General features: G+C 56.5%; 18 protein-coding genes. 10 read left to right on the forward strand and 8 right to left on the reverse strand.

Annotation, left to right across the window (positions count from 1 at the left end; translation table 11 throughout):
* The first annotated feature begins 11 nt into the window (after positions 1-11).
* On the forward strand, positions 12-482 hold the full coding sequence (locus EYC79_RS06810; protein ID WP_062427730.1) for an Lrp/AsnC family transcriptional regulator: 471 nt from the start codon (positions 12-14) through the stop codon (positions 480-482).
* A 42-nt stretch (positions 483-524) separates the two neighbouring features.
* On the opposite strand, the gene EYC79_RS06815 is transcribed toward EYC79_RS06810, so the two are convergent.
* Positions 525-1,091: a sigma-70 family RNA polymerase sigma factor gene (locus EYC79_RS06815; RefSeq protein WP_062427769.1), complete on the reverse strand. Its 567-nt coding sequence runs from the start codon at positions 1,089-1,091 to the stop codon at positions 525-527.
* Positions 1,091-1,291, reverse strand: a complete 201-nt coding sequence (locus EYC79_RS06820; protein ID WP_062427731.1) for a NepR family anti-sigma factor — start codon at positions 1,289-1,291, stop codon at positions 1,091-1,093. The genes EYC79_RS06815 and EYC79_RS06820 overlap by 1 nt, the downstream gene beginning before the upstream one ends.
* Positions 1,292-1,428: 137 nt before the next feature.
* Between EYC79_RS06820 and EYC79_RS06825 the strand changes: the two genes are divergently transcribed.
* Positions 1,429-2,223, forward strand: coding sequence for a response regulator (locus EYC79_RS06825; RefSeq protein ID WP_062427732.1), 795 nt, complete (start codon positions 1,429-1,431; stop codon positions 2,221-2,223).
* Positions 2,224-2,331: 108 nt separating this feature from the next.
* A complete protein-coding gene (locus EYC79_RS06830; protein WP_062427733.1) occupies positions 2,332-3,330 on the forward strand; it encodes a sensor histidine kinase in 999 nt (332 codons plus the stop codon).
* Positions 3,331-3,853: 523 nt separating this feature from the next.
* Here the strand turns inward: EYC79_RS06830 and EYC79_RS06835 are convergent.
* On the reverse strand, positions 3,854-5,470 hold the full coding sequence (locus tag EYC79_RS06835; RefSeq protein ID WP_113262020.1) for a sensor histidine kinase: 1,617 nt from the start codon (positions 5,468-5,470) through the stop codon (positions 3,854-3,856).
* 338 nt (positions 5,471-5,808) lie between these two features.
* Here EYC79_RS06835 and EYC79_RS06840 point away from each other — a divergent pair, with 338 nt between their 5' ends.
* Complete coding sequence (locus EYC79_RS06840) at positions 5,809-6,387, forward strand: PRC-barrel domain-containing protein (protein ID WP_111850854.1); 579 nt, start codon at positions 5,809-5,811, stop codon at positions 6,385-6,387.
* 96 nt (positions 6,388-6,483) lie between these two features.
* On the opposite strand, the gene galE is transcribed toward EYC79_RS06840, so the two are convergent.
* From galE to EYC79_RS06855, 3 genes are all read right to left on the reverse strand, one after another.
* Positions 6,484-7,467 carry a UDP-glucose 4-epimerase GalE gene (galE, locus tag EYC79_RS06845; protein ID WP_130977546.1) on the reverse strand — a complete coding sequence of 328 codons (984 nt, stop codon included), beginning with the start codon at positions 7,465-7,467 and terminating at the stop codon, positions 6,484-6,486.
* 133 nt (positions 7,468-7,600) lie between these two features.
* The gene (locus EYC79_RS06850; RefSeq protein ID WP_130977547.1) at positions 7,601-8,020 is read right to left on the reverse strand and encodes a hypothetical protein; all 420 of its coding nucleotides are present in this window, start codon (positions 8,018-8,020) and stop codon (positions 7,601-7,603) included.
* 9 nt (positions 8,021-8,029) lie between these two features.
* Positions 8,030-8,371, reverse strand: a complete 342-nt coding sequence (locus EYC79_RS06855; RefSeq protein WP_112360601.1) for an ElaB/YgaM/YqjD family protein — start codon at positions 8,369-8,371, stop codon at positions 8,030-8,032.
* 198 nt (positions 8,372-8,569) lie between these two features.
* Between EYC79_RS06855 and nspC the strand changes: the two genes are divergently transcribed.
* Complete coding sequence (gene nspC / locus EYC79_RS06860; protein ID WP_130977548.1) at positions 8,570-9,667, forward strand: carboxynorspermidine decarboxylase; 1,098 nt, start codon at positions 8,570-8,572, stop codon at positions 9,665-9,667.
* Positions 9,668-9,745: 78 nt separating this feature from the next.
* Positions 9,746-10,984, forward strand: coding sequence for a saccharopine dehydrogenase family protein (locus tag EYC79_RS06865; RefSeq protein WP_130977549.1), 1,239 nt, complete (start codon positions 9,746-9,748; stop codon positions 10,982-10,984).
* Positions 10,985-11,119: 135 nt separating this feature from the next.
* Here the strand turns inward: EYC79_RS06865 and EYC79_RS06870 are convergent, their stop codons facing one another.
* The gene (locus EYC79_RS06870) at positions 11,120-11,359 is read right to left on the reverse strand and encodes a DUF2934 domain-containing protein (protein ID WP_111850860.1); all 240 of its coding nucleotides are present in this window, start codon (positions 11,357-11,359) and stop codon (positions 11,120-11,122) included.
* Positions 11,360-12,076: 717 nt separating this feature from the next.
* Between EYC79_RS06870 and cysP the strand changes: the two genes are divergently transcribed.
* From cysP to EYC79_RS06890, 4 genes are all read left to right on the forward strand, one after another.
* The gene (gene cysP / locus EYC79_RS06875; RefSeq protein ID WP_113180588.1) at positions 12,077-13,063 is read left to right on the forward strand and encodes a thiosulfate ABC transporter substrate-binding protein CysP; all 987 of its coding nucleotides are present in this window, start codon (positions 12,077-12,079) and stop codon (positions 13,061-13,063) included.
* A 120-nt stretch (positions 13,064-13,183) separates the two neighbouring features.
* Positions 13,184-14,005, forward strand: a complete 822-nt coding sequence (cysT, locus tag EYC79_RS06880) for a sulfate ABC transporter permease subunit CysT (RefSeq protein ID WP_130977550.1) — start codon at positions 13,184-13,186, stop codon at positions 14,003-14,005.
* 3 nt (positions 14,006-14,008) lie between these two features.
* Positions 14,009-14,902 carry a sulfate ABC transporter permease subunit CysW gene (cysW, locus tag EYC79_RS06885; protein WP_130977551.1) on the forward strand — a complete coding sequence of 298 codons (894 nt, stop codon included), beginning with the start codon at positions 14,009-14,011 and terminating at the stop codon, positions 14,900-14,902.
* The gene (locus tag EYC79_RS06890; RefSeq protein ID WP_130977552.1) at positions 14,899-15,933 is read left to right on the forward strand and encodes a sulfate/molybdate ABC transporter ATP-binding protein; all 1,035 of its coding nucleotides are present in this window, start codon (positions 14,899-14,901) and stop codon (positions 15,931-15,933) included. The genes cysW and EYC79_RS06890 overlap by 4 nt, the downstream gene beginning before the upstream one ends.
* 81 nt (positions 15,934-16,014) lie before the next feature.
* Here the strand turns inward: EYC79_RS06890 and EYC79_RS06895 are convergent, their stop codons facing one another.
* A complete protein-coding gene (locus EYC79_RS06895; RefSeq protein ID WP_062597633.1) occupies positions 16,015-17,955 on the reverse strand; it encodes a M23 family metallopeptidase in 1,941 nt (646 codons plus the stop codon).
* Positions 17,956-18,350: the final 395 nt, after the last annotated feature.

Below are 18,350 nucleotides of genomic sequence, written 5' to 3' on the forward strand. Positions count from 1 at the left end.
AGGAAAAGTGGATGATGAAGGCGCAAGAAACAGGCGATCTGGATCACTTCGATATGAGGATCATGGAAGCGCTGAGCGAGGACGGGCGAATGTCCGTGCTGGAATTGTCGCGGCGCGTGGGGCTTTCGAAGACGCCCTGCCAGACCCGCCTGAAGCGGCTTGTCGATGAGGGCTATATTCTGGGTTTCCGGGCGTCGCTCAATGCAGCGAAGCTTGGGCTCGAGCACATCGCTTTCACCGAGGTCAAGCTTTCCGATACGAGAGAGAAGGCGTTGGATGAGTTCAATGCAGCGGTGCGCAAGATCAAGGAGGTGGAGGAGTGCCACATGATCGCGGGCGCGTTCGACTACCTGCTGAAAGTAAGAACGACAGACATCCGCAAATATCGACGGGTGCTTGGCGAGAAAATCTCGAGCCTGCCTTCGGTCGCGAATACATCGACCTTTGTCGTGATGGAATCCGTCAAGGACACGGGGATGTGACGGGCAGCGTCAGTGGGCCACCCGTCATGTTATTGAACGCGATTAGCGAAGACCCATTGCAGCAGTGACTGCCGTGGTCTGGGCGTCAGGACCGAACTCGTTTTCGTTTTCGATGCCGAGCAATTCTTGCAGACGCATGCGTGCACGGCTGACACGGCTCTTGATCGTACCGACAGGGCAACCGCAAATCTCTGCAGCTTCCTCATAGGCAAAGCCCGAAGCACCGATCAACAAAATGGCTTCACGCTGATCGTCCGGCAATTTTTCGAGAGCCTGGCGGAAATCGTGCAAGTCAACCGAGCCATGCTGTTCCGGCGGGACGGACAGGCGCGAGGTATATGCCCCGTCGGTGTCCTGAACCTCACGGCCGGATTTGCGGATCTGGCTGTAGAACTCGTTGCGCAGGATGGTCACCAGCCATGCACGCATATTCGTGCCAGGCTGGTAGCTTTCCTGCTTCGCCCAGGCTTTCATGATCGTGTCCTGGACAAGATCGTCAGCGCGGTCGCGAGAGCGAATGAGGGATATAGCGAATGCGCGCAGGTTCGGCAGGGCCGCCAGCATTTCGCGTTTAAAGTTGTGGCCGTCTTTTTCCACGTCTTGTGTCATCATTCACCCGAAGCTTTCGATCTGCGCTCAGCCTCGTCAAGCTTTTCGAGAAGGTCGAGGAACTTGTCCGGGATACCTTCATCCTGGACAGCGTCGTAAAGTTCTCTCAATTTCCGGGTGATGACCGCTCGTCCGGAATCGGGCACACTTGGCCCCGCTCCGTTATCAGACGAATCCTGATCCGATTGAAACATGCTCATGAGTGCGGGTATTCCTTTTGTGACGCTTTATAAATGCGCTCACAAAAAAAACGTTCCAAGCCTGCGGAACTTTTTTTTCCTTCAGGCATTAATCCCGCAGGTTTGCGCTGCAGGCCGCATGAACAGGGGAGAATTACATGTCCGTTTCTACACGCATTGCACCGCACCTACCTTATCTCCGTAGGTTCGCGCGTGCCGTTTGCGGGTCTCAATCCACCGGCGATGCCTACGTCGCTGCTAGCCTCGAAGCTCTGATCGCCGATGTCAGCATTTTTCCGCAGACGAGCAGCGATCGTGTTTCGCTTTATCAATTGTTTGTCTCTATTTTTAGTTCCGTCACTATCAACATCAAGACGGATGAGAACCTGACAGGCTGGGAAAAGCGCGCTTCTGCCAATCTTTCGGCCGTTCCGGCTGTGCCGCGGCAGGCGTTTCTGCTGACCACCGTCGAAGAGTTTTCTCCCTCGGAAGCCGCTGAAGTTCTCCAGGTTCCGGAAAGCGATATCGGCAAGTTGATCGATGAAGCGGCGTCCGAAATCGCCCGCCAGGTTGCGACCGACATCATGATCATCGAAGACGAACCGCTGATCGCGATGGACATCGAGCAGATGGTGACCGATCTTGGCCACAACGTCACCGGCATCGCCCGCACCCATAAGGAAGCGCTGGAACTCTTCCACCGCACCCAGCCAAAGATGATCCTTGCGGATATTCAGCTTGCTGACGGCAGTTCCGGCCTTGACGCGATGAAGGACATCCTGCAGATGACGACCCTTCCGGTCATCTTCATCACCGCCTTCCCTGAGCGTCTGCTCACCGGTGAGCGGCCTGAGCCGACCTTCCTTGTGACCAAGCCGTTCAATCCAGATATGGTTAAGGCGCTGATCAGTCAGGCTCTGTTCTTTAATGAAAGTTCACGTGTTGCCGCGTAATTCATGCTGAGTGTCGTTATGTCCCGCAACTCTTGCGGCTGCTGGACGTTTGACGCAAGGATAGTCGGCGCGGGCGCTTCGCGGCTCGACGTCGTTTTCCGCTAGGAGATGAAATTGCATCGGCTCGCGTGGCACAACAGAGACCGAAACGAAGGTGAATTGCATGATTCGCTGGTGTTGGCTTTGCTCGACTCCGGCGAAACTGTCATGCTGCAGGATCGTGACCGGGATTACATATTCATTGCCAATCTGCCGGACGTTTGGAACCTCCCGACGGAGCGGGAAGACGAGCCTACGGACATCAACATCTTCGGCAAGGACCTTGCTCAGCGTCTGTCGGAGCTGAAGAAGGACCTGAGCGCTGCGGGCAGCCGCGGCACGCTTGAGGTGATGGCTGGCAAGGACAGGATATTCCAGTTCCATGTCTATTCCACGGTCAACATGTCTGGCCAGGGAGTTTTGAAGACGACGATCCGCGAGGTCACCGTCGAGCGCCGCCGCGAACAGTTGCTGCGCTCGCTGCTGCGCGAGGTCAGTCATCGTTCGAAAAATCTTCTGGCAATCATCCAGAGCCTTTCGGCACAGACGGCACGGTTCAGCTTCACCAAAGAAGATTTCCTACGGAAATTCCGAGGGCGGCTGCATGCGCTGGCACAATCTCAAGATCTGATCACCGATTCCGACTGGCGCGGAGCGGAAATTTTCGAGTTGTTGAAACAGCAATCGGATCTCTACCTTCCAGAATATCCTCACCTGGTTCAGATGAAGGGTGAAAACCTCTTGCTCAATCCGAATGGCGCTCTCTATGTGGGGCTGGCCTTCCACGAACTGGTGGTGAATACCGTCAGCCACAGCCCCAACCTGGCGCTTCACTTGCCCATCACGCTGGAATGCCGGCGCGACGGGGATTTTTTCGAGGTGAGCTGGAGCGAACCGCTCTCTCCGGATGATCTGCCCGCATCGCAAGAGAGCGACCGACGAAGCAACTTTGGTAGCGTTGTCCTCGAAAAGGTGGTGCCAGCAGCCCTTGCAGGGGAGGCGAGGTACGACATCTCGGCCAGTGACATCGGATATACGCTGCGCTTCCCTGCTCCGGTCGCGTCCTGACGTGAAAGACGTCCTTTGCGTGGAAACCTTCACGCAAAGCGCTACGGGATGGGCTCGAGATCGGGATCGATTTTTTTCAGCCCATATGCATGTCGAAAGAACTTGTGCGCCGCTCACCACGTCCTAAAGCATGATCCGCACAAAGTGCGCAGCTGGTTGTGACAGCGACATGCGATACGCGACTTAAGATGTGGAGCGAATCTGAGAGATCGCGAGATGCTTCACAGGACACGCGGTCATCTCAGCGCGTCTTCGACTAGCGGGCTATCTCAGGTGATGAGTTAGGGCTTAATGTATCGATGGTGGAAATTCCCCGCGTCTCGGCACGACTTAGAGAGTGAGGACTGTCGATCGGTGACCCAAAAACAGAAAAGCACGGCTCGGGGGAGAGCCGTGCTATTCAGGGGCAGGTTTTCAGGGGCAAAACCTGCTGCGCCGGGCCTCTAGGCGGGGACGGGGAATTGGCCTGGCGTGCTGAAGAAACGTACGCACCTATTCTTGGTTCCAGAGGCCCAACGATATTTTACGCAGTCTCTGGGCCAGAATTTCTTTTGAGCAGCCGCTCCACGGGCGCGGTCATCGACCAAGTAAACCCGGTTTGCGCATAATCCGTTGAAACGACAGCAGAAAATGCGCTTTCCGCATGGCGCTTTATGATCGTAGAGCCAAATCCTCGACGTGAAGGCTGGCTGGCCGGCGGGCCACCTGTCTCGGTCCACTCCATCGTCACGCTATCGTGATCGGTTGAATTAAGGGCCCAATGAAGCCGCACGCGTCCTTCCCTGACCGAAAGCGCGCCGTACTTGATCGAGTTTGTGCTCAGTTCATGAAGGATGAGGCCGAGATTTTGCGCAGCTTCGGGCGATAGAAGGAAATCCTCGCCTGAGATATCGACCTGATGGGCTGTCGAGCCAAACACCTCAAGGTGACCTTTCACCAGACGGTGGATCGGCAGGCCTTCCCACTGGACCTCGGCCAGTGCCGAGATCGACATGGCGAGACCTCGGAGTCTGTGATCGACTTCCTTCTGCAGTTCGGGAACGGTCGTGTTCTCCCGCGCCAATTGGCGCATCATCGCCTGCACCAGGGTCAACATGTTCTTGGACCGATGAACCAGTTCATGCAAAATCAGCTGGTTACGGTCTTCTGCCTGACTACGATCGAAAGACGCGTTGGAGAGTGCCACACCGACCTGGTTGAGTTCCTTGACGTTGGTTTCGACGCGCGAGACGATTTCGCCTTCGCCGATGCGTTCAGCCACGGCGACGAGTTGTTTGACGGACTGCCGCAATTGCCGGCCGACAAGGTAGGTGCCGAGGACTGCAGCCAGGACGATGAAAAGGCTGCCGATCAACATCTGCCGCCAAGTGCTGCGCAAGGCCGAGTCGCTACGGTCTATCGCGCCCGCCACGACCGCTTTCCAGGGCCAGCCGGGAAGTTGGGCGTAGGCATAGATGTTGTTATGAGCGTCGGTGAAGCTCCCGCTGAAAGCCGACATGCCGGCCGCAAGTTTTGCCGGCTCATAGGCGATACCGGGCGCTGCCTGTTGCATATTGCTTGAAATCACCACGCGCCCGCCGCTGTCGATCACCGATGCCGACCATCCAGCGGGGATTGCGTCCGTCGAGATCAGGCTTGAGAGATCCTTCGCGGCTTGCGTAACGATCAACACGTCGCCAGCGGCTGCGAGCTGACGGGGCAGGGGAAGGGTGACGGTGAACACCCATTCCTTGCGGTTGGTGGCATAGAAGATGTTCGAAAGCATGATCCGCTTGGCATCGATCGCCTCCTGAATATGGGCATCCGCAGGAACCTGGCCTAGAGGCTGCCCGTAGGGAATGCGCGTATTGACCTTCTGAACGCCGTCGCGCGTGGCGACCACCACGTAGATGTTTCGCTGGCGCAGGCTTTCACTGACGCGCTGATGGAAACTGGCGAGATCGCCATCTTCCAGTTCCGGAAACTGCACGAGGAGATTAAGCGTGGTGCTCAGTTCCTGAAGACGCCGCTCGATGTTGCGGCTGATGGCGCGGGCATCGTCGACGGCTTCACGCTGCAAATCTTCCCGTTCATCCGCTTCTAGCCGCAACATCAGATAACCGGCAAAAATAATCAGCGGTAGGGTCACCAGCGTCGTCATGATGACGATGTAGGTGCCAATCGATGCTGTGGGAGACAGTCTGGCGAAGAATGCTCTAAACCTGGAAATTGTCGTGCCCTTATACGTCCATAAGTGTCAGCTTTTATGCTGAATGACGCACAGATAATAGCTGTCTAATTTGGCGGCACAATGCTGTTCGTTGCGGCAGGGAGCGATATCAATAGGCTTTTTTCTCCTTTCACCCTTTGTTGATGAGGATGAAAAACCCGGAACCAATTTTGCCGTCGTTTCGTTTGCTCGGCGAACAGGTTGACGAAAAGGACAGATGAACTGTCACCAGCCAGTTTGGTTTAACGACGATGAAAGGAAGGTACGAGATGAAAAAGACATTGACCCTTATCGCGACGGCCGCCCTCATGGGTTCAACAGCGTTCGCACCGCTCGCCATCGCCCAAGACGCAACTCAGCCTGCGCCAGGCACAACGGCTCCAGCAAGTCCGAACGCCGCGCCGGCAACCCCGGTCATGCCGACAACTCCTGGCGCGACTGACACCTCCGCGAATGCTGGCGCCGCATCCGGCTCCTATTTGACGGAGCAGGCAGCCAACCAGATCAGTGCCAATGATTTCATCGGCAACTCGGTTTACACATCTGCCGACGAGAGCATCGGTAACGTGACGAACCTCATCCTTGAAGAAAACGGCGGCATTGTCGCTGCTGTGGTCGGCGTCGGCGGATTCCTCGGAATCGGCACAAAGGATGTTGCTGTACCGATGGACAAGCTCACGATGACACGTGACACCAACAATGGCACGGTCCGTCTGACGACGACCGAAACCGCTGAGTCGCTGAAGGCAGCGCCCGAGTTCATGACCCTCAAGGACAAGAACGCGAACGCAAGCACCACGGCACCAGCCGCAACGGACACCACGCAGACAGGTGCTACCAAGCCCTAATCCCGTTACGGGAGAGGAGCGAGAGGGAGCATGATGCTCTTTCTCAGAACACCGGCCTCATTGGGGCCGGTGTTTTTTTTGTGCTGAACGGATCTCTCAACGCTCCGCATTGTGGGTCGAATGCCAACGCCACGCGGAGGAGATGATGTCCTCCAGCGTATAGCGCGGCTGCCAACCCAGGACCTCCCGGGCCTTGTCGTTATTGGCCACAAGCGTGGTGGAGTCGCCTTCGCGCCGTTCGGCGAATTCCACAGGGAACGGGCGGCCTGAGACTTTTGAAATCGCGTCGAGCAGTTCCTTCACCGTCGTGCCAGTCCCGGTGCCGAGGTTGAGTTCTACGGTCTCCCCGCCAGACAAGAGATAGTCCACCGCGCGGACATGCGCATCGGCAAGATCAAGGATGTGGATATAGTCGCGCACGCAGGTGCCGTCTCGGGTGTTGTAGTCGGTGCCAAACACCTTGAAGCCTTGGCGGCGGCCAAGGGCCGCCTCAATCGCGAGCGGAATGGCATGCGTTTCAGGCTTATGCCACTCTCCGATACGGCCTTCGAAATCAGCTCCCGCCGCGTTGAAATAGCGCAGCATCACGGACTTCAAATCCTTGTAGTTGCTGAAATCCTTGAGCGCCTGCTCCACGATCCACTTGGTTCTGCCGTAGGGATTGATAGGAGCCTGGGGGTGGCCTTCATCCAACGGCACACGTTCGGGCAGACCATAGGTCGCGCATGTGGATGAGAAGACGAAGGCTTTTATCCCGGCGTCCATCGTCGCGGACAGTAGGGTCAGGGCGCCAGTGACGTTGTTATCGTAAAAGGCGACCGGGTTCTTGACCGATTCACCGACCTCGATGAGGGCTGCGAAGTGAAGAACCGCCTCGGGCTGATGCTTGGCGAAGACCTCGTCCAGTCGCGCCTTGTCGCGAATGTCCCCTTGCTCGAACGGTCCCCAGCGGACAAACTCTTCATGACCATTGGAGAGATTGTCGAAAACGACAGGTTCGTAGCCGCGCTCTGCAAGCAACAGGCAGGTGTGCGAGCCAATATATCCGGCCCCCCCGACAACGAGAACTTTCTTCCGCATCCAACATCCTTTCAAAAAGAGACTGTTGGAGACTGCGTATCATTTTGTCGGAAGAAGGGTAGCGGGAATTTTTTGGAAAAGACCGCAAGGTAAATGCGCGCCCCCTGGAAACCGAGGGACGCGCAGAAGAGTTTTACTTCTTGCGAATTGTCGTGCGTGTTGTGATGAAGCCGATCGCCATCGCAATCAACAGCGTCGTGAACGGACGTTTTCCAAGAGCACCCGCCGCCATGGCCTCAACAGCCAATGGCGCTGTTGCAAGCGGAGACGCGATTGGTGCACGGCGGTACGCCGTCGGGCGACGAAGGATTGCCAACCAGACCAGCATGATAACGCCAATCAGGAATGCGACGCCAGCGATGACTAGCGCAGCAGGGCCTGCGCCAATTTCCTTAGCAAGATAGATCGAGCCACCGATGCCGCCAGCGATGACGGCAACCAGGAAGAAGAAGCCGGCAAGCACCCTCAGCACAATGCCGGTCTTTATCCGGCGCGTGACGAAGGTGCCTTCCCGCTGTGTATCGCCCAGATAGAGCAAAAATGCTTGAAGCATGTTTGCGCCTTATCGACGCGTGACAAGGGCAAGAAGGAAGCCGGTTGCGACAGCGATGCCGAGAGACTGAAGTGGATTGCGCTGAACCTGGTAGACCAGATTGTCGTTCAACGTCTGGATTTCGTCGCGAACCGCATGAACGGTCTGCTCAGACTTCGCCATGGCATCATCGGCAACGCGCGATGCCTGTGCTTTGACCTCGTGGGAAACGCCAACGCCAAGTGCCTTGACGCTCTTTGCGAGGTTGGAAAGATCGTCACGCAGCTGCGACAGCTGTGCGGAGACATCCTCGGCCTCAGCGCTGTTGAGGGTTTCGCGTACCTTGTCTTCCACGTTGCGAACGCTTGCCATGTTCAATCCTTTTCTAGGGTGTCAAAATGCGGCTGACCTCCAAACGTAGGGCCCGCGCTTTTGTTCCCGCCTTTTGCGAAAACCCGTCAGGGAATCGTTGCAATTGTTTTCGACAGGTTTGTTTTCCTGTCACAAGCATCATATAAGGCCGGGAAAATGATCTCGTGATCTCTATCAATTGGACAATGTGACTGGCCGATGCTGCAAACACCTTACTACCTGATCGACAAGACCAAGCTTCTCCGCAACATGGAGAAGATTGCCTATGTGCGCGAAAAATCCGGTGCCAAGGCTCTTCTCGCGCTCAAGTGTTTCGCGACGTGGTCGGTATTTGATTTTATGGCGCAGTACATGGACGGCACCACCTCGTCCTCGCTCTATGAGGTGCGGCTCGGTCACGAGAAATTCGGCGGCGAGACGCACGCCTATTCCGTCGCCTATGCCGATTACGAGATCAACGAAGTCGTCTCCCATGCCGACAAGATCATCTTCAACTCCATCGGGCAGCTGGAACGCTTCGCCGACAAGGCGTCCGGCATCGTTCGTGGCCTTCGCCTCAATCCGCAGGTGAGTTCTTCCACCTTCGATCTGGCTGACCCTGCCCGCCCCTTCAGCCGTCTCGGCGAATGGGATGTGTCCAAGGTGGAAAAGGTCATGGACCGCATTTCCGGTTTCATGATCCACAACAACTGCGAGAACAATGATTTCGGCCTCTTCGACCAGATGCTTGGTCAGATCGAGGAAAAGTTCAGCTCGCTTCTGTCGCGTGCGGAGTGGGTCAGCCTTGGCGGCGGCATTCACTTCACCGGCGAGAATTATCCTCTCGACCAGTTCTGCGACCGCCTCAAGCAGTTTTCTGAAAAGTACGGCGTGCAGGTCTATCTTGAGCCGGGCGAAGCATCGATCACCAAGAGCACGACGCTGGAAGTCTCGGTTCTCGACACGCTGTTCAATGGCAAGAATCTTGCGATTGTCGATAGCTCGATTGAAGCCCATATGCTGGATCTCTTGATCTATCGCGAGAACGCGAAGGTTGCGCCCAACGAGGGCGAGCATTCCTATATGGTGTGCGGCAAATCCTGCCTCGCAGGCGATGTCTTCGGCGAATTCAAGTTCGAAAACGAACTCAAGGTCGGCGATCGCGTCTCTTTCCAGGATGCGGCCGGCTATACAATGGTCAAGAAGAACTGGTTCAACGGCGTCAAAATGCCGGCGATTGCCATCAAGGAACTGGACGGCAGCATTCGAACCGTCCGTGAATTCGACTTTGTCGATTATCAGCAGAGTCTGTCGTAACAGCGCGTTTCTGAAAAACGCATGTAGCACTCTTTCTCAAAAAGCCATCCCTGCGGGGAAAAGGAGGCATCACCTGAAATGAAGAAGAACGTTCTCATCATCGGCGCCGGTGGCGTAGCACAGGTCGTGGCGCATAAGTGCGCCCAGAATAGCGATGTATTGGGAGACATTCATATTGCGTCACGCACTGTCGATAAGTGCCGCAAGATTGTCGAATCCGTACGTGAAAAGAAGAGCCTCAAGACAGAGGTGAAACTTGAGGCCCACGCGCTGGACGCCTTGGATATCGAGGCCACGAAGGCCTTGATAGAAAAGACTGGCGTCCAGATCGTCATCAACGTCGGTTCGGCCTTCGTCAACATGTCCGTTCTTCAGTCCTGCATGGACGCAGGTGTTGCCTATATGGATACCGCGATCCACGAGGATCCAACAAAGATTTGCGAAACGCCTCCGTGGTATGGAAACTACGAATGGAAGCGTGCCGCAGAATGCAAGGAAAAGGGCGTGACCGCCATTCTGGGCGTCGGCTTCGATCCGGGTGTGGTCAATGCCTATGCGCGTCTGGCCAAGGATGAGTATTTCGACAAGGTCACGTCCGTCGATATCGTCGATATCAATGCCGGTAGTCATGGTCGCTGGTTCTCGACCAACTTCGATCCGGAAATCAATTTCCGCGAATTCACCGGCGTGGTCTATTCCTGGCAGAACGGCCAGTGGCAGACGAACCAGATGTTCGAAGTCGGACAGGAATTCGACCTGCCGGTCGTTGGCAAGCAGAAGGCCTATATGACGGGCCACGATGAAGTGCACTCGCTATCCAAGAACATGGATGGCGCGGATGTGCGTTTCTGGATGGGCTTTGGCGACCATTACATCAACGTCTTCACCGTTTTGAAGAACCTGGGCCTCCTGTCGGAAAAGCCGGTCAAGACCGCTGAAGGTCTGGAAGTAGTTCCGCTCAAGGTGGTCAAGGCCGTGCTGCCCGATCCGTCTTCACTGGCGCCCGACTATGTCGGCAAGACCTGCATTGGCGATATCGTCAAGGGTACGAAGGACGGCACGGAGCGCGAAGTCTTTATCTACAACGTGGCTGACCACAAGGAAGCCTACGAAGAAGTCGGCTCGCAGGGCATCTCCTACACGGCTGGCGTTCCGCCGGTTGCCGCAGCGATGCTGATTGCCACTGGCGAGTGGGATGTGAAGCAGATGGCGAATGTCGAAGAACTTCCGCCGCAGCCTTTCCTCAATCTCTTGAACAAGATCGGCTTGCCGACCCGCATCAAGGACGAAAACGGCGACCGCGCCTTGACGTTCTGAAGCGACATACGCGAGCAAACGCTGCGCAGTTTTGCGCAGCATCTTCTCAGTTGATACGATAAAGCCCCGTTCTGTGTGAGCGGGGCTTTTTCATGCAGGCTGGAGTTTCTAAAGCGCTTAGCCGTTCTGAAGTGCTTACTGGGCTGCAGATTTCTTGGCGCGTGTCCTGGGTTTGGTTGTCTCGGGAGCGATGGAAGCGGCTTTGACTTCGCCCTTCTTGCGGTGCGCAGGCTTGGTAGCCTTCGTGCTCTGCAGCAAAGTGAATTCTTTTTTTGCCTGCTCCCAGTGCTCGGCATCACGGCCGTGCGGGCGGCCTTCGCTCTCCCAAAGTGTGTAAGCCCGCTTGCTGATCCACTCTTGTTCTGAAACCTGCATGTCTATCTCCTGGAGTAACGCCTTAACCCGTAACGGGCTGTCTGCATGGTCCGGCGGCAACGCTGGACAGGAATGAGCCGCGGTCTTCTATTTCGCTAGAGCGCCGTGCGTCTTTTCAGACGCACTTAGGACGCTCTATATCTTTAAATCTACGCATCGTGCGTTTCCGAAAAGCGATTCCGATTTTCGGATTGATGCTGTAGTAGATGCCACGATTCTGCAGACGGTCAAGTCAATTTGCTGCGTCGCAATAGGCAGCGTTTTTTTGTTTTTCTCATATACTCAATACGCTTTCAGGCGCCCTGTCTTCCCTCCATTTGATAAATGTTGCGTGATGAGCCACAGCATCCAAACTGCGCAAAAACGGGTTTGGAAGCACGACATGCGAAATAATTTTGGCGCTGCAATAAAGCGTTGCTTAAAGGCCGACATAAACCACGGATTTGCAACTGGATTGGCGCTATATCGGGTTTAATGAAGCGTTATGGGAATCCAGGTCGATAGGTCAGATTCGCAACGCTACCGGCTGCTCCAAGACCCCGGCAGCTCGTATTTTGACCATGTATCGGCTTGGAGGTCTGCCGGAAAATTACTGCGCAAAGATCATTCTGGGGAGTTGAACATTCTCAAGATGGGTCAGCCTGAGGTTCAGGGTTCCTCGCCGAGGCTATCTTCCTTCTCTATTCTCCGCCTCCAATGAGATCCATGGGGGCTGACATGAAACGGATTGCGCTGATTGGCGCCGCACTTGCTGCTTTGATTTCCACAACCGTCTCCGCTGAGGAGCCGAAGACGCTTCTCAACGCATCCTATGATGTGGCGCGTGAGCTCTTCGCGGCTGAAAATGCAGCCTTCGTCAAATCCCATCCGGGCGTGACGATCGACCAATCGCATGCCGGCACCTCGAAGCAGGCCCGTGCGATCGTCGAGGGTCTGGCGGCAGATGTCGTTACCTTCAACCAGGTCACGGATATCGATTTCCTCGTGAAGCAGGGTTTTGTTTCCGCCGACTGGCAGAAAGATTTCCCCAACGACGCGTCGCCCTTCTACTCCTTCCCATCGTTTCTTGTTCGCAAGGGCAATCCCAAGAATATCAAGGACTGGGATGATCTCGTTCGCGATGACGTGAAGATCGTCTTCCCGAACCCGAAGACGTCCGGCAATGCGCGCTACACCTATTTGGCCGCTGTCGCTTTCGCCAATGAGAAGTTCAATGGCGACCAGGCCAAGGTCGACGAGTTCATCAAGAAGATCTTCGCCAACGTTCCTGTCTTCGATACCGGAGGCCGCGCCGCGACGACCACCTTTGTCGAGCGTGAGATCGGCGACGTTTTGATCACCTTTGAGGCCGAGACCCGTGGCATTGCCAAGCAGTACGGCACGGATAAGTTCGAAGGCGTTGTGCCGTCCGTCAGCCTGCTTTCCGAATTCCCGGTCGCGGTCGTCGACAAGGTTGTGGACAAGCGCGGCTCGCGCGAATTGGCAAAGTCTTACCTCGACTTCCTTTATACCGAAGAAGGCCAGCGCATCGCCGCTGAGTTCGGTCACCGCGTTCACAATGAAAAGGTTGCGGCCGAGTTCAAGGACCAGTTCCCGAGCATTCGCCTCGTCAACGTCAATGATGTTTTTGGCGGCTGGGACAAAATCCAGAAAGACCATTTCGCCTCTGGCGGAAAACTGGATGCGCTTTACGGCAATCGCTAATCGTTCTATGGCACAAATCTACATCGGCCCGGCGGGATACTCGCCGGGTCGATTTTTGATCTTGTGTCTCTCCATCTCGTGCCGAGAAACAGGACCTTCGCCGATGCAAAGGGGGAAGATTTGAAACGCAATGTCCTGCCGGGGCTCAAATTGTCTCTCGGCGTCACGCTGCTTTACGTCGGTATCATCGTCGTTCTTCCCCTGGCAGCACTCGTCTTCAAGGCGGCAAGCCTTGGACCGGCGGAATATTGGAGCATCATATCCTCTCCGCGAGCCTTCGCCAGCTACCGCGTCACCGTTCTTTGCGCGCTGGCCGCAACAGTCTTCAACGTCATCTTCGGCCTTGCATTGGCATGGGTGCTGACGCGCTATCGCTTTCCGGGCTGGCGTTTGGTCGATGCCATTGTTGATTTGCCTTTCGCGCTACCGACGGCGGTGGCCGGTATAGCGCTGACAGCGCTTTTTGCTGGAAACGGCTGGTTTGGCTCCGTTCTGGCAGAGGTCGGAATAAAGGTCGCCTATACGCCGCTCGGCATCATCGTGGCGATGGCTTTCACCAGTCTGCCCTTCATTGTTCGCACCGTTCAGCCCGTGCTGGAAGATCTGGACCCTGCATTGGAAGAGGCGGCCCAGTCGCTTGGTGGATCGGATCTCGAGATTTTTCGCGAGGTCATCCTGCCACTTTTAACGCCGGCACTTCTTGCCGGCCTGTCGCTCTCCTTTGCCCGCAGCCTTGGCGAATTCGGCGCCATCATCTTCATTGCCGGCAATCAGCCCTTCTCGACCGAGATTACCTCACTGCTGATCTTCATCCGGCTGGAGGAATATGATTATCAGGCGGCTGCAGCGATCGCATCCGTTCTGTTGATCACGGCTTTCGTAATGCTGGCGCTCACGAATTATCTGCAGGCCCGCGCTTTGCGCTATACGGTGAGGAGCTAGAGAATGAGCGCTATTTCCTCCCGCCGCAAGCCGCCGCGCGTCGGCGATGCACCATGGGTGCGCCGAAGCCTGGTCGGCTTCGTTCTCATCATCGGGGCCTTCCTGGTAGTAGCGCCTCTGGCGGTCATCGCTGTCGAGGCTTTTTCTCAGGGCCTGAAGGCCTACGCCGCGACCATCAACCATCCCGATACCCGTCATGCCATCATGCTGACGGTGATCACGGCACTGATCGCGGTACCGATCAATACGCTCTTCGGTGTCGCTGCTGCCTGGGCGATCACCAAGTTCGACTTCTGGGGCAAGCGTTTCCTGCTGGTCATCGTGGAAATTCCCTTCTCCATATCTCCCATCGTTACCGGCGTCGCCTATCTCTTCGTCTATGGCCTGCAGGGTCTGTTCGGGCCGTTGCTGGATGCCTATGAAATCAAGATTCTCTTCGCTCTCCCGGGCATTGTCATCGCCTCGATGTTCGTCACGGCCCCATTTGTCGCGCGAGAGCTCATTCCGCTGATGCAGGCGCAGGGACGCGATTTGGAGGAGGCGGCAACTTCGCTTGGGGCCTCCGGCTGGCGCACTTTCTTTTCCGTTACGCTGCCCAACATCAAATGGGCGCTCCTCTATGGCGTCGTGCTGTGCAACGCCCGTGTCATGGGCGAATTTGGCGCGGTGTCTATCGTTTCGGGCAATATTCGCGGGCAGACCAACACGCTGCCGCTGCATATCGAGCTTCTTTATCACGACTATCAGGCTGCTGGCGCTTTCGCCTCCGCCTCCATTCTCGCGGCGCTTGCCGTTATCACCATCATCGCCAAAGTCGCATTGGAGCGGCGCGGTGCAGGTCGAGGACGTAAAAAGCTGAGCGCCGCAAACGCCGTCGCCACGGAGACGATTTCATGAAAATCCGCCTGCAGAATGTCGTTAAAACCTTCGACACGTTTCGCGCCGTGCGCGATGTCTCGCTCGATATCGAAAGCGGCGAATTGCTGGCGCTTCTCGGTCCTTCCGGCTCCGGCAAGACGACGATCCTGCGTATGGTTGCAGGGCTCGAATATACCGATGGCGGCCAGATCTATTTCGGAGAGACGGATGCGACCAACATTCCCGTCCGCGATCGTGGCGTCGGCTTCGTCTTCCAGCACTATGCACTTTTCCCGCATATGACGCTGAACGAGAATATCGCTTTCGGGCTGAAAGTATCGCGCGTGAAGCGGAACCGCGCCGAAATCGACGCCCGCGTTCAGGAGTTGCTGCGGCTGGTAAGGCTTGAGGGGTTGGGCGACAGATTCCCTGCTCAGATTTCCGGTGGGCAAAGGCAACGCGTCGCCCTGGCACGCGCACTTTCCGTCGATCCCAAGGTTCTGTTGCTCGATGAGCCCTTCGGCGCTCTCGACGCAAACGTTCGTCGCGACCTGCGCCGCTGGCTTCGCGAAATCCACGACGAGTTGGGCATCACCACGATCTTCGTCACCCACGACCAGGAAGAAGCGCTCGATCTTGCGGATCGCGTCGTCATTCTCAACCAGGGTGAGATCGTCCAGCAGGGCACGCCGAAAGAGGTCTGCCGACAGCCGAACAGCGCCTTCGTCATGACTTTTCTCGGAGACACTAACAAGGTTTCAGGTGTTGCGAAGAACGGCAAGGTTTATGTCGGAAACACTGAGGTTCAGTTTGCCTATGGTCAGGCGGACGGACCTGTCGAGATCTATGCCCGCCCTGCCGATCTGGAATGGGAGGATTTGCATGATGGGATTCCCGCGCAAGTCACCCGCGTTCTGGACAGGGCAGGAGAGCGCCGCGTGATCGCCACGACGAGAGAAGGGGATCTTCTCGAATTCGATGTACCGCCGGAATCATCGGTGGAAGCAGGAGACAACGGCCATGTGGTCATTCGCCGCGCCAAGATTTTCCCTGCAGCCGAGTGCGCTTAAGTTCGCCCCGCCTTATGAGTATCGCGATCTTTCAGATTCGCTCGTTACGCTTTAGGCGCGACGGTGTCTAACAGAGTTTGATTAGCGGCTGGCGACCTGCTCGCCTTTGCCGTCGATGTTCAGCAGCGTGTCGATACGACGACGCTCATCCGAGAAGCGTGCGAGTGCTTGGCCGGAAAGCGACTTGCCGCCCGGAAGGCGAACCTTCATCGCATCCACTTTGGTGCCATTGACGATCAGCTCATAATGCAGGTGCGCGCCCGTCGAAAGACCGGTAGAGCCGACATAGCCGATCACCTGGCCCTGCGTGACGCGCGCTCCTTCCACCACGCCCTTCGCAATGGCGCTCTGGTGGTTATAGGAGGAGACATACCCATTGGCATGGCGGATCAAAGTCTGGTTGCCGTAACCGGATGCCCATCCCGCCTTCTCCACAACACCGTTGCCCGTGGCAATGATCGGCGTGCCGCGAGGCGCTGCCCAGTCGGTGCCGGTATGCATACGGCTGAAGCGTAGAACCGGGTGACGACGCATGCCGAAACCGGATGTCATTCGACCGTTCGGAACCGGATTACGGATCAGAAACTGGCGGATACTTTTACCTTCGCCATCAAAGTAATCGATGCTGCCATCGTCCGGGTTTTGGAAGCGGTAGAAACGCGTCTGGTTATCGCCGAATTTGGCATTGACGTAGAGCAATTCGGATTGTTCGGTCGCCTTGCCATCCGGTCCTTCGACCGAGAAAAAGGCCTCGAGTGAATCCGAAGGTTTCAGCTGTGCCTGGAAATCGACGCTGCTCGCCAGAAGCTTGATGAGCTGCGATACCATGCTCTGGTTCATGCCATAGGCAAGAGCGGCGCGATAAACGCCGTCATAAACACGCGGCAGATCGCGGTTCGCCGTCATTGGCGCGTTGCCGCCGTCAAAGGCAGTCGCGACCGCATCGAGTTTTGGCGGTTCGCTCGCTGCGACGAAGGTCTTCTGGTCGTTTGCCGCCACCGTCACGACGTGGCGGTTCTTGCGGTAAAGGCTGGCGCGAACGATATCGCTCTTCTCGTCGTCCTGCAAAATGCCGATGCGGAGAACGTCACCCGCCTGCAGTTCCCCCGTCCCATTGACCGACGCTAGGGCTGTCGCGGTCTGCTTGGCTTGTTCCTTGGAATAGCCGGCGCCGAAAAGGGCAGCCTCCATCGTCTGGCTCTGCCGCACGGGAATGACGTCGTCGGCAAATTCCGGCAGTTTGACGGTCGGTGCCTGCGGCGTCGAAACCGACATGTTCTGTTCGACCACGCGGGCCGCCAGTCCCGCGGTGATGTCCACATCCTCATCGGCCTCGAACCGACGTGGATCGATATAGTAGAGCGCGGCAAGCTGTTCGTTGCCGTCCGTCAGGATAGAACCGTTGGAGCGGACCGCTTCTTCCACCTCATCGAAGCTCATCGCGCCGGCATAGGCAAAGGGGCTGTGCTTCGTCGGGAAGGGAACTGATTTGAGGCTGACTTCCGATTCCACCTCGGACCCGTAGATCGTCCCGGTTTTGCTCGCCCCGGCAGCTTCCGGCTCGTCGTCGGTGGCGAAGATGTTGAGCGGATCGAATGCCGGATAATCATCCTGCGTATTATAATTGGCCGCGAGCGAGATCTTCACATGGGCGAAGGGGACTTTGCGAACCACTTCCTTGTCGCCATCATGAATGACTGTCGAGACTTCCATAACAGAGCGGTCCGAAGGACGCGCTGCGATATTGGGCGCCACCAACCGGGTGCCACGGCGAACTGTCTCGGAAAGGGAGTGTTCCATGTCTCCGCGCGCGAAGGCTTCTGCGGGAATGGCAAGCTGCTGACGACCGTCGAGCGCTGCAAAGAGTGCGACGCCCATCAATATGGAGGAGGTGATCCCTGTGAGAAATGTCCCGCTCAGCCAGCGGATCGAGATCTCGCGCCGGTCGGGTGCTCGCCGGCCTTCCGCCAGAATAGGCGGCTCGGTCCCGAGCGTACGGATCATATCCCGATCCGCCGTCATGCCTGTCGCGACCGTTTCTGCATTTGATCTCCAGAAGTCATGTGACGAAGATGTGCAACTTTCAGACCGAGGAGTCAAACTTCTGCGCGGCGATCCCGACGCAGTCCCCAGCTTGCTGTAACTCTTCGTTAAGAAGTGCAGATAGGATTAAGTCGCGGCGAAAACGTGGCGTGTATGTGTGCGGCGCGGACTTCTCCCTGCTTTCTCGCAAAAACCGGCTAGGAAAGTCACGCAACTGATATGTTTCTGACACCTGTTTGACAGGTTTGTCAAAATTTATCATACAAAACAGTCCCTTACAAGAAATATGGATTTTGTTGAAAAACCTCTGTTGACTTGTTTGGGGTGTGTCTCTTATAAGTCCGCTCACTGACGAGGGCGGCGGCGCTGCTGGC

Origin of the sequence: Agrobacterium cavarae, assembly GCF_004310285.1 — a bacterium.
In the GTDB taxonomy this organism is placed as follows: Bacteria; Pseudomonadota; Alphaproteobacteria; order Rhizobiales; family Rhizobiaceae; genus Agrobacterium; species Agrobacterium cavarae.

Excerpts from the sequence above, each read along its gene's own strand:
- EYC79_RS06810 (WP_062427730.1), top strand. The coding sequence starts at position 12 with ATGATGAAGGCGCAAGAAACAGGCGATCTGGATCACTTCGATATGAGG.
- EYC79_RS06815 (WP_062427769.1), bottom strand. The coding sequence starts at position 1,091 with ATGACACAAGACGTGGAAAAAGACGGCCACAACTTTAAACGCGAAATG.
- EYC79_RS06820 (WP_062427731.1), bottom strand. The coding sequence starts at position 1,291 with ATGAGCATGTTTCAATCGGATCAGGATTCGTCTGATAACGGAGCGGGG.
- EYC79_RS06825 (WP_062427732.1), top strand. The coding sequence starts at position 1,429 with ATGTCCGTTTCTACACGCATTGCACCGCACCTACCTTATCTCCGTAGG.
- EYC79_RS06830 (WP_062427733.1), top strand. The coding sequence starts at position 2,332 with ATGAAATTGCATCGGCTCGCGTGGCACAACAGAGACCGAAACGAAGGT.
- EYC79_RS06835 (WP_113262020.1), bottom strand. The coding sequence starts at position 5,470 with ATGACGACGCTGGTGACCCTACCGCTGATTATTTTTGCCGGTTATCTG.
- EYC79_RS06840 (WP_111850854.1), top strand. The coding sequence starts at position 5,809 with ATGAAAAAGACATTGACCCTTATCGCGACGGCCGCCCTCATGGGTTCA.
- galE (WP_130977546.1), bottom strand. The coding sequence starts at position 7,467 with ATGCGGAAGAAAGTTCTCGTTGTCGGGGGGGCCGGATATATTGGCTCG.
- EYC79_RS06850 (WP_130977547.1), bottom strand. The coding sequence starts at position 8,020 with ATGCTTCAAGCATTTTTGCTCTATCTGGGCGATACACAGCGGGAAGGC.
- EYC79_RS06855 (WP_112360601.1), bottom strand. The coding sequence starts at position 8,371 with ATGGCAAGCGTTCGCAACGTGGAAGACAAGGTACGCGAAACCCTCAAC.
- nspC (WP_130977548.1), top strand. The coding sequence starts at position 8,570 with ATGCTGCAAACACCTTACTACCTGATCGACAAGACCAAGCTTCTCCGC.
- EYC79_RS06865 (WP_130977549.1), top strand. The coding sequence starts at position 9,746 with ATGAAGAAGAACGTTCTCATCATCGGCGCCGGTGGCGTAGCACAGGTC.
- EYC79_RS06870 (WP_111850860.1), bottom strand. The coding sequence starts at position 11,359 with ATGCAGGTTTCAGAACAAGAGTGGATCAGCAAGCGGGCTTACACACTT.
- cysP (WP_113180588.1), top strand. The coding sequence starts at position 12,077 with ATGAAACGGATTGCGCTGATTGGCGCCGCACTTGCTGCTTTGATTTCC.
- cysW (WP_130977551.1), top strand. The coding sequence starts at position 14,009 with ATGAGCGCTATTTCCTCCCGCCGCAAGCCGCCGCGCGTCGGCGATGCA.
- EYC79_RS06890 (WP_130977552.1), top strand. The coding sequence starts at position 14,899 with ATGAAAATCCGCCTGCAGAATGTCGTTAAAACCTTCGACACGTTTCGC.
- EYC79_RS06895 (WP_062597633.1), bottom strand. The coding sequence starts at position 17,955 with ATGACGGCGGATCGGGATATGATCCGTACGCTCGGGACCGAGCCGCCT.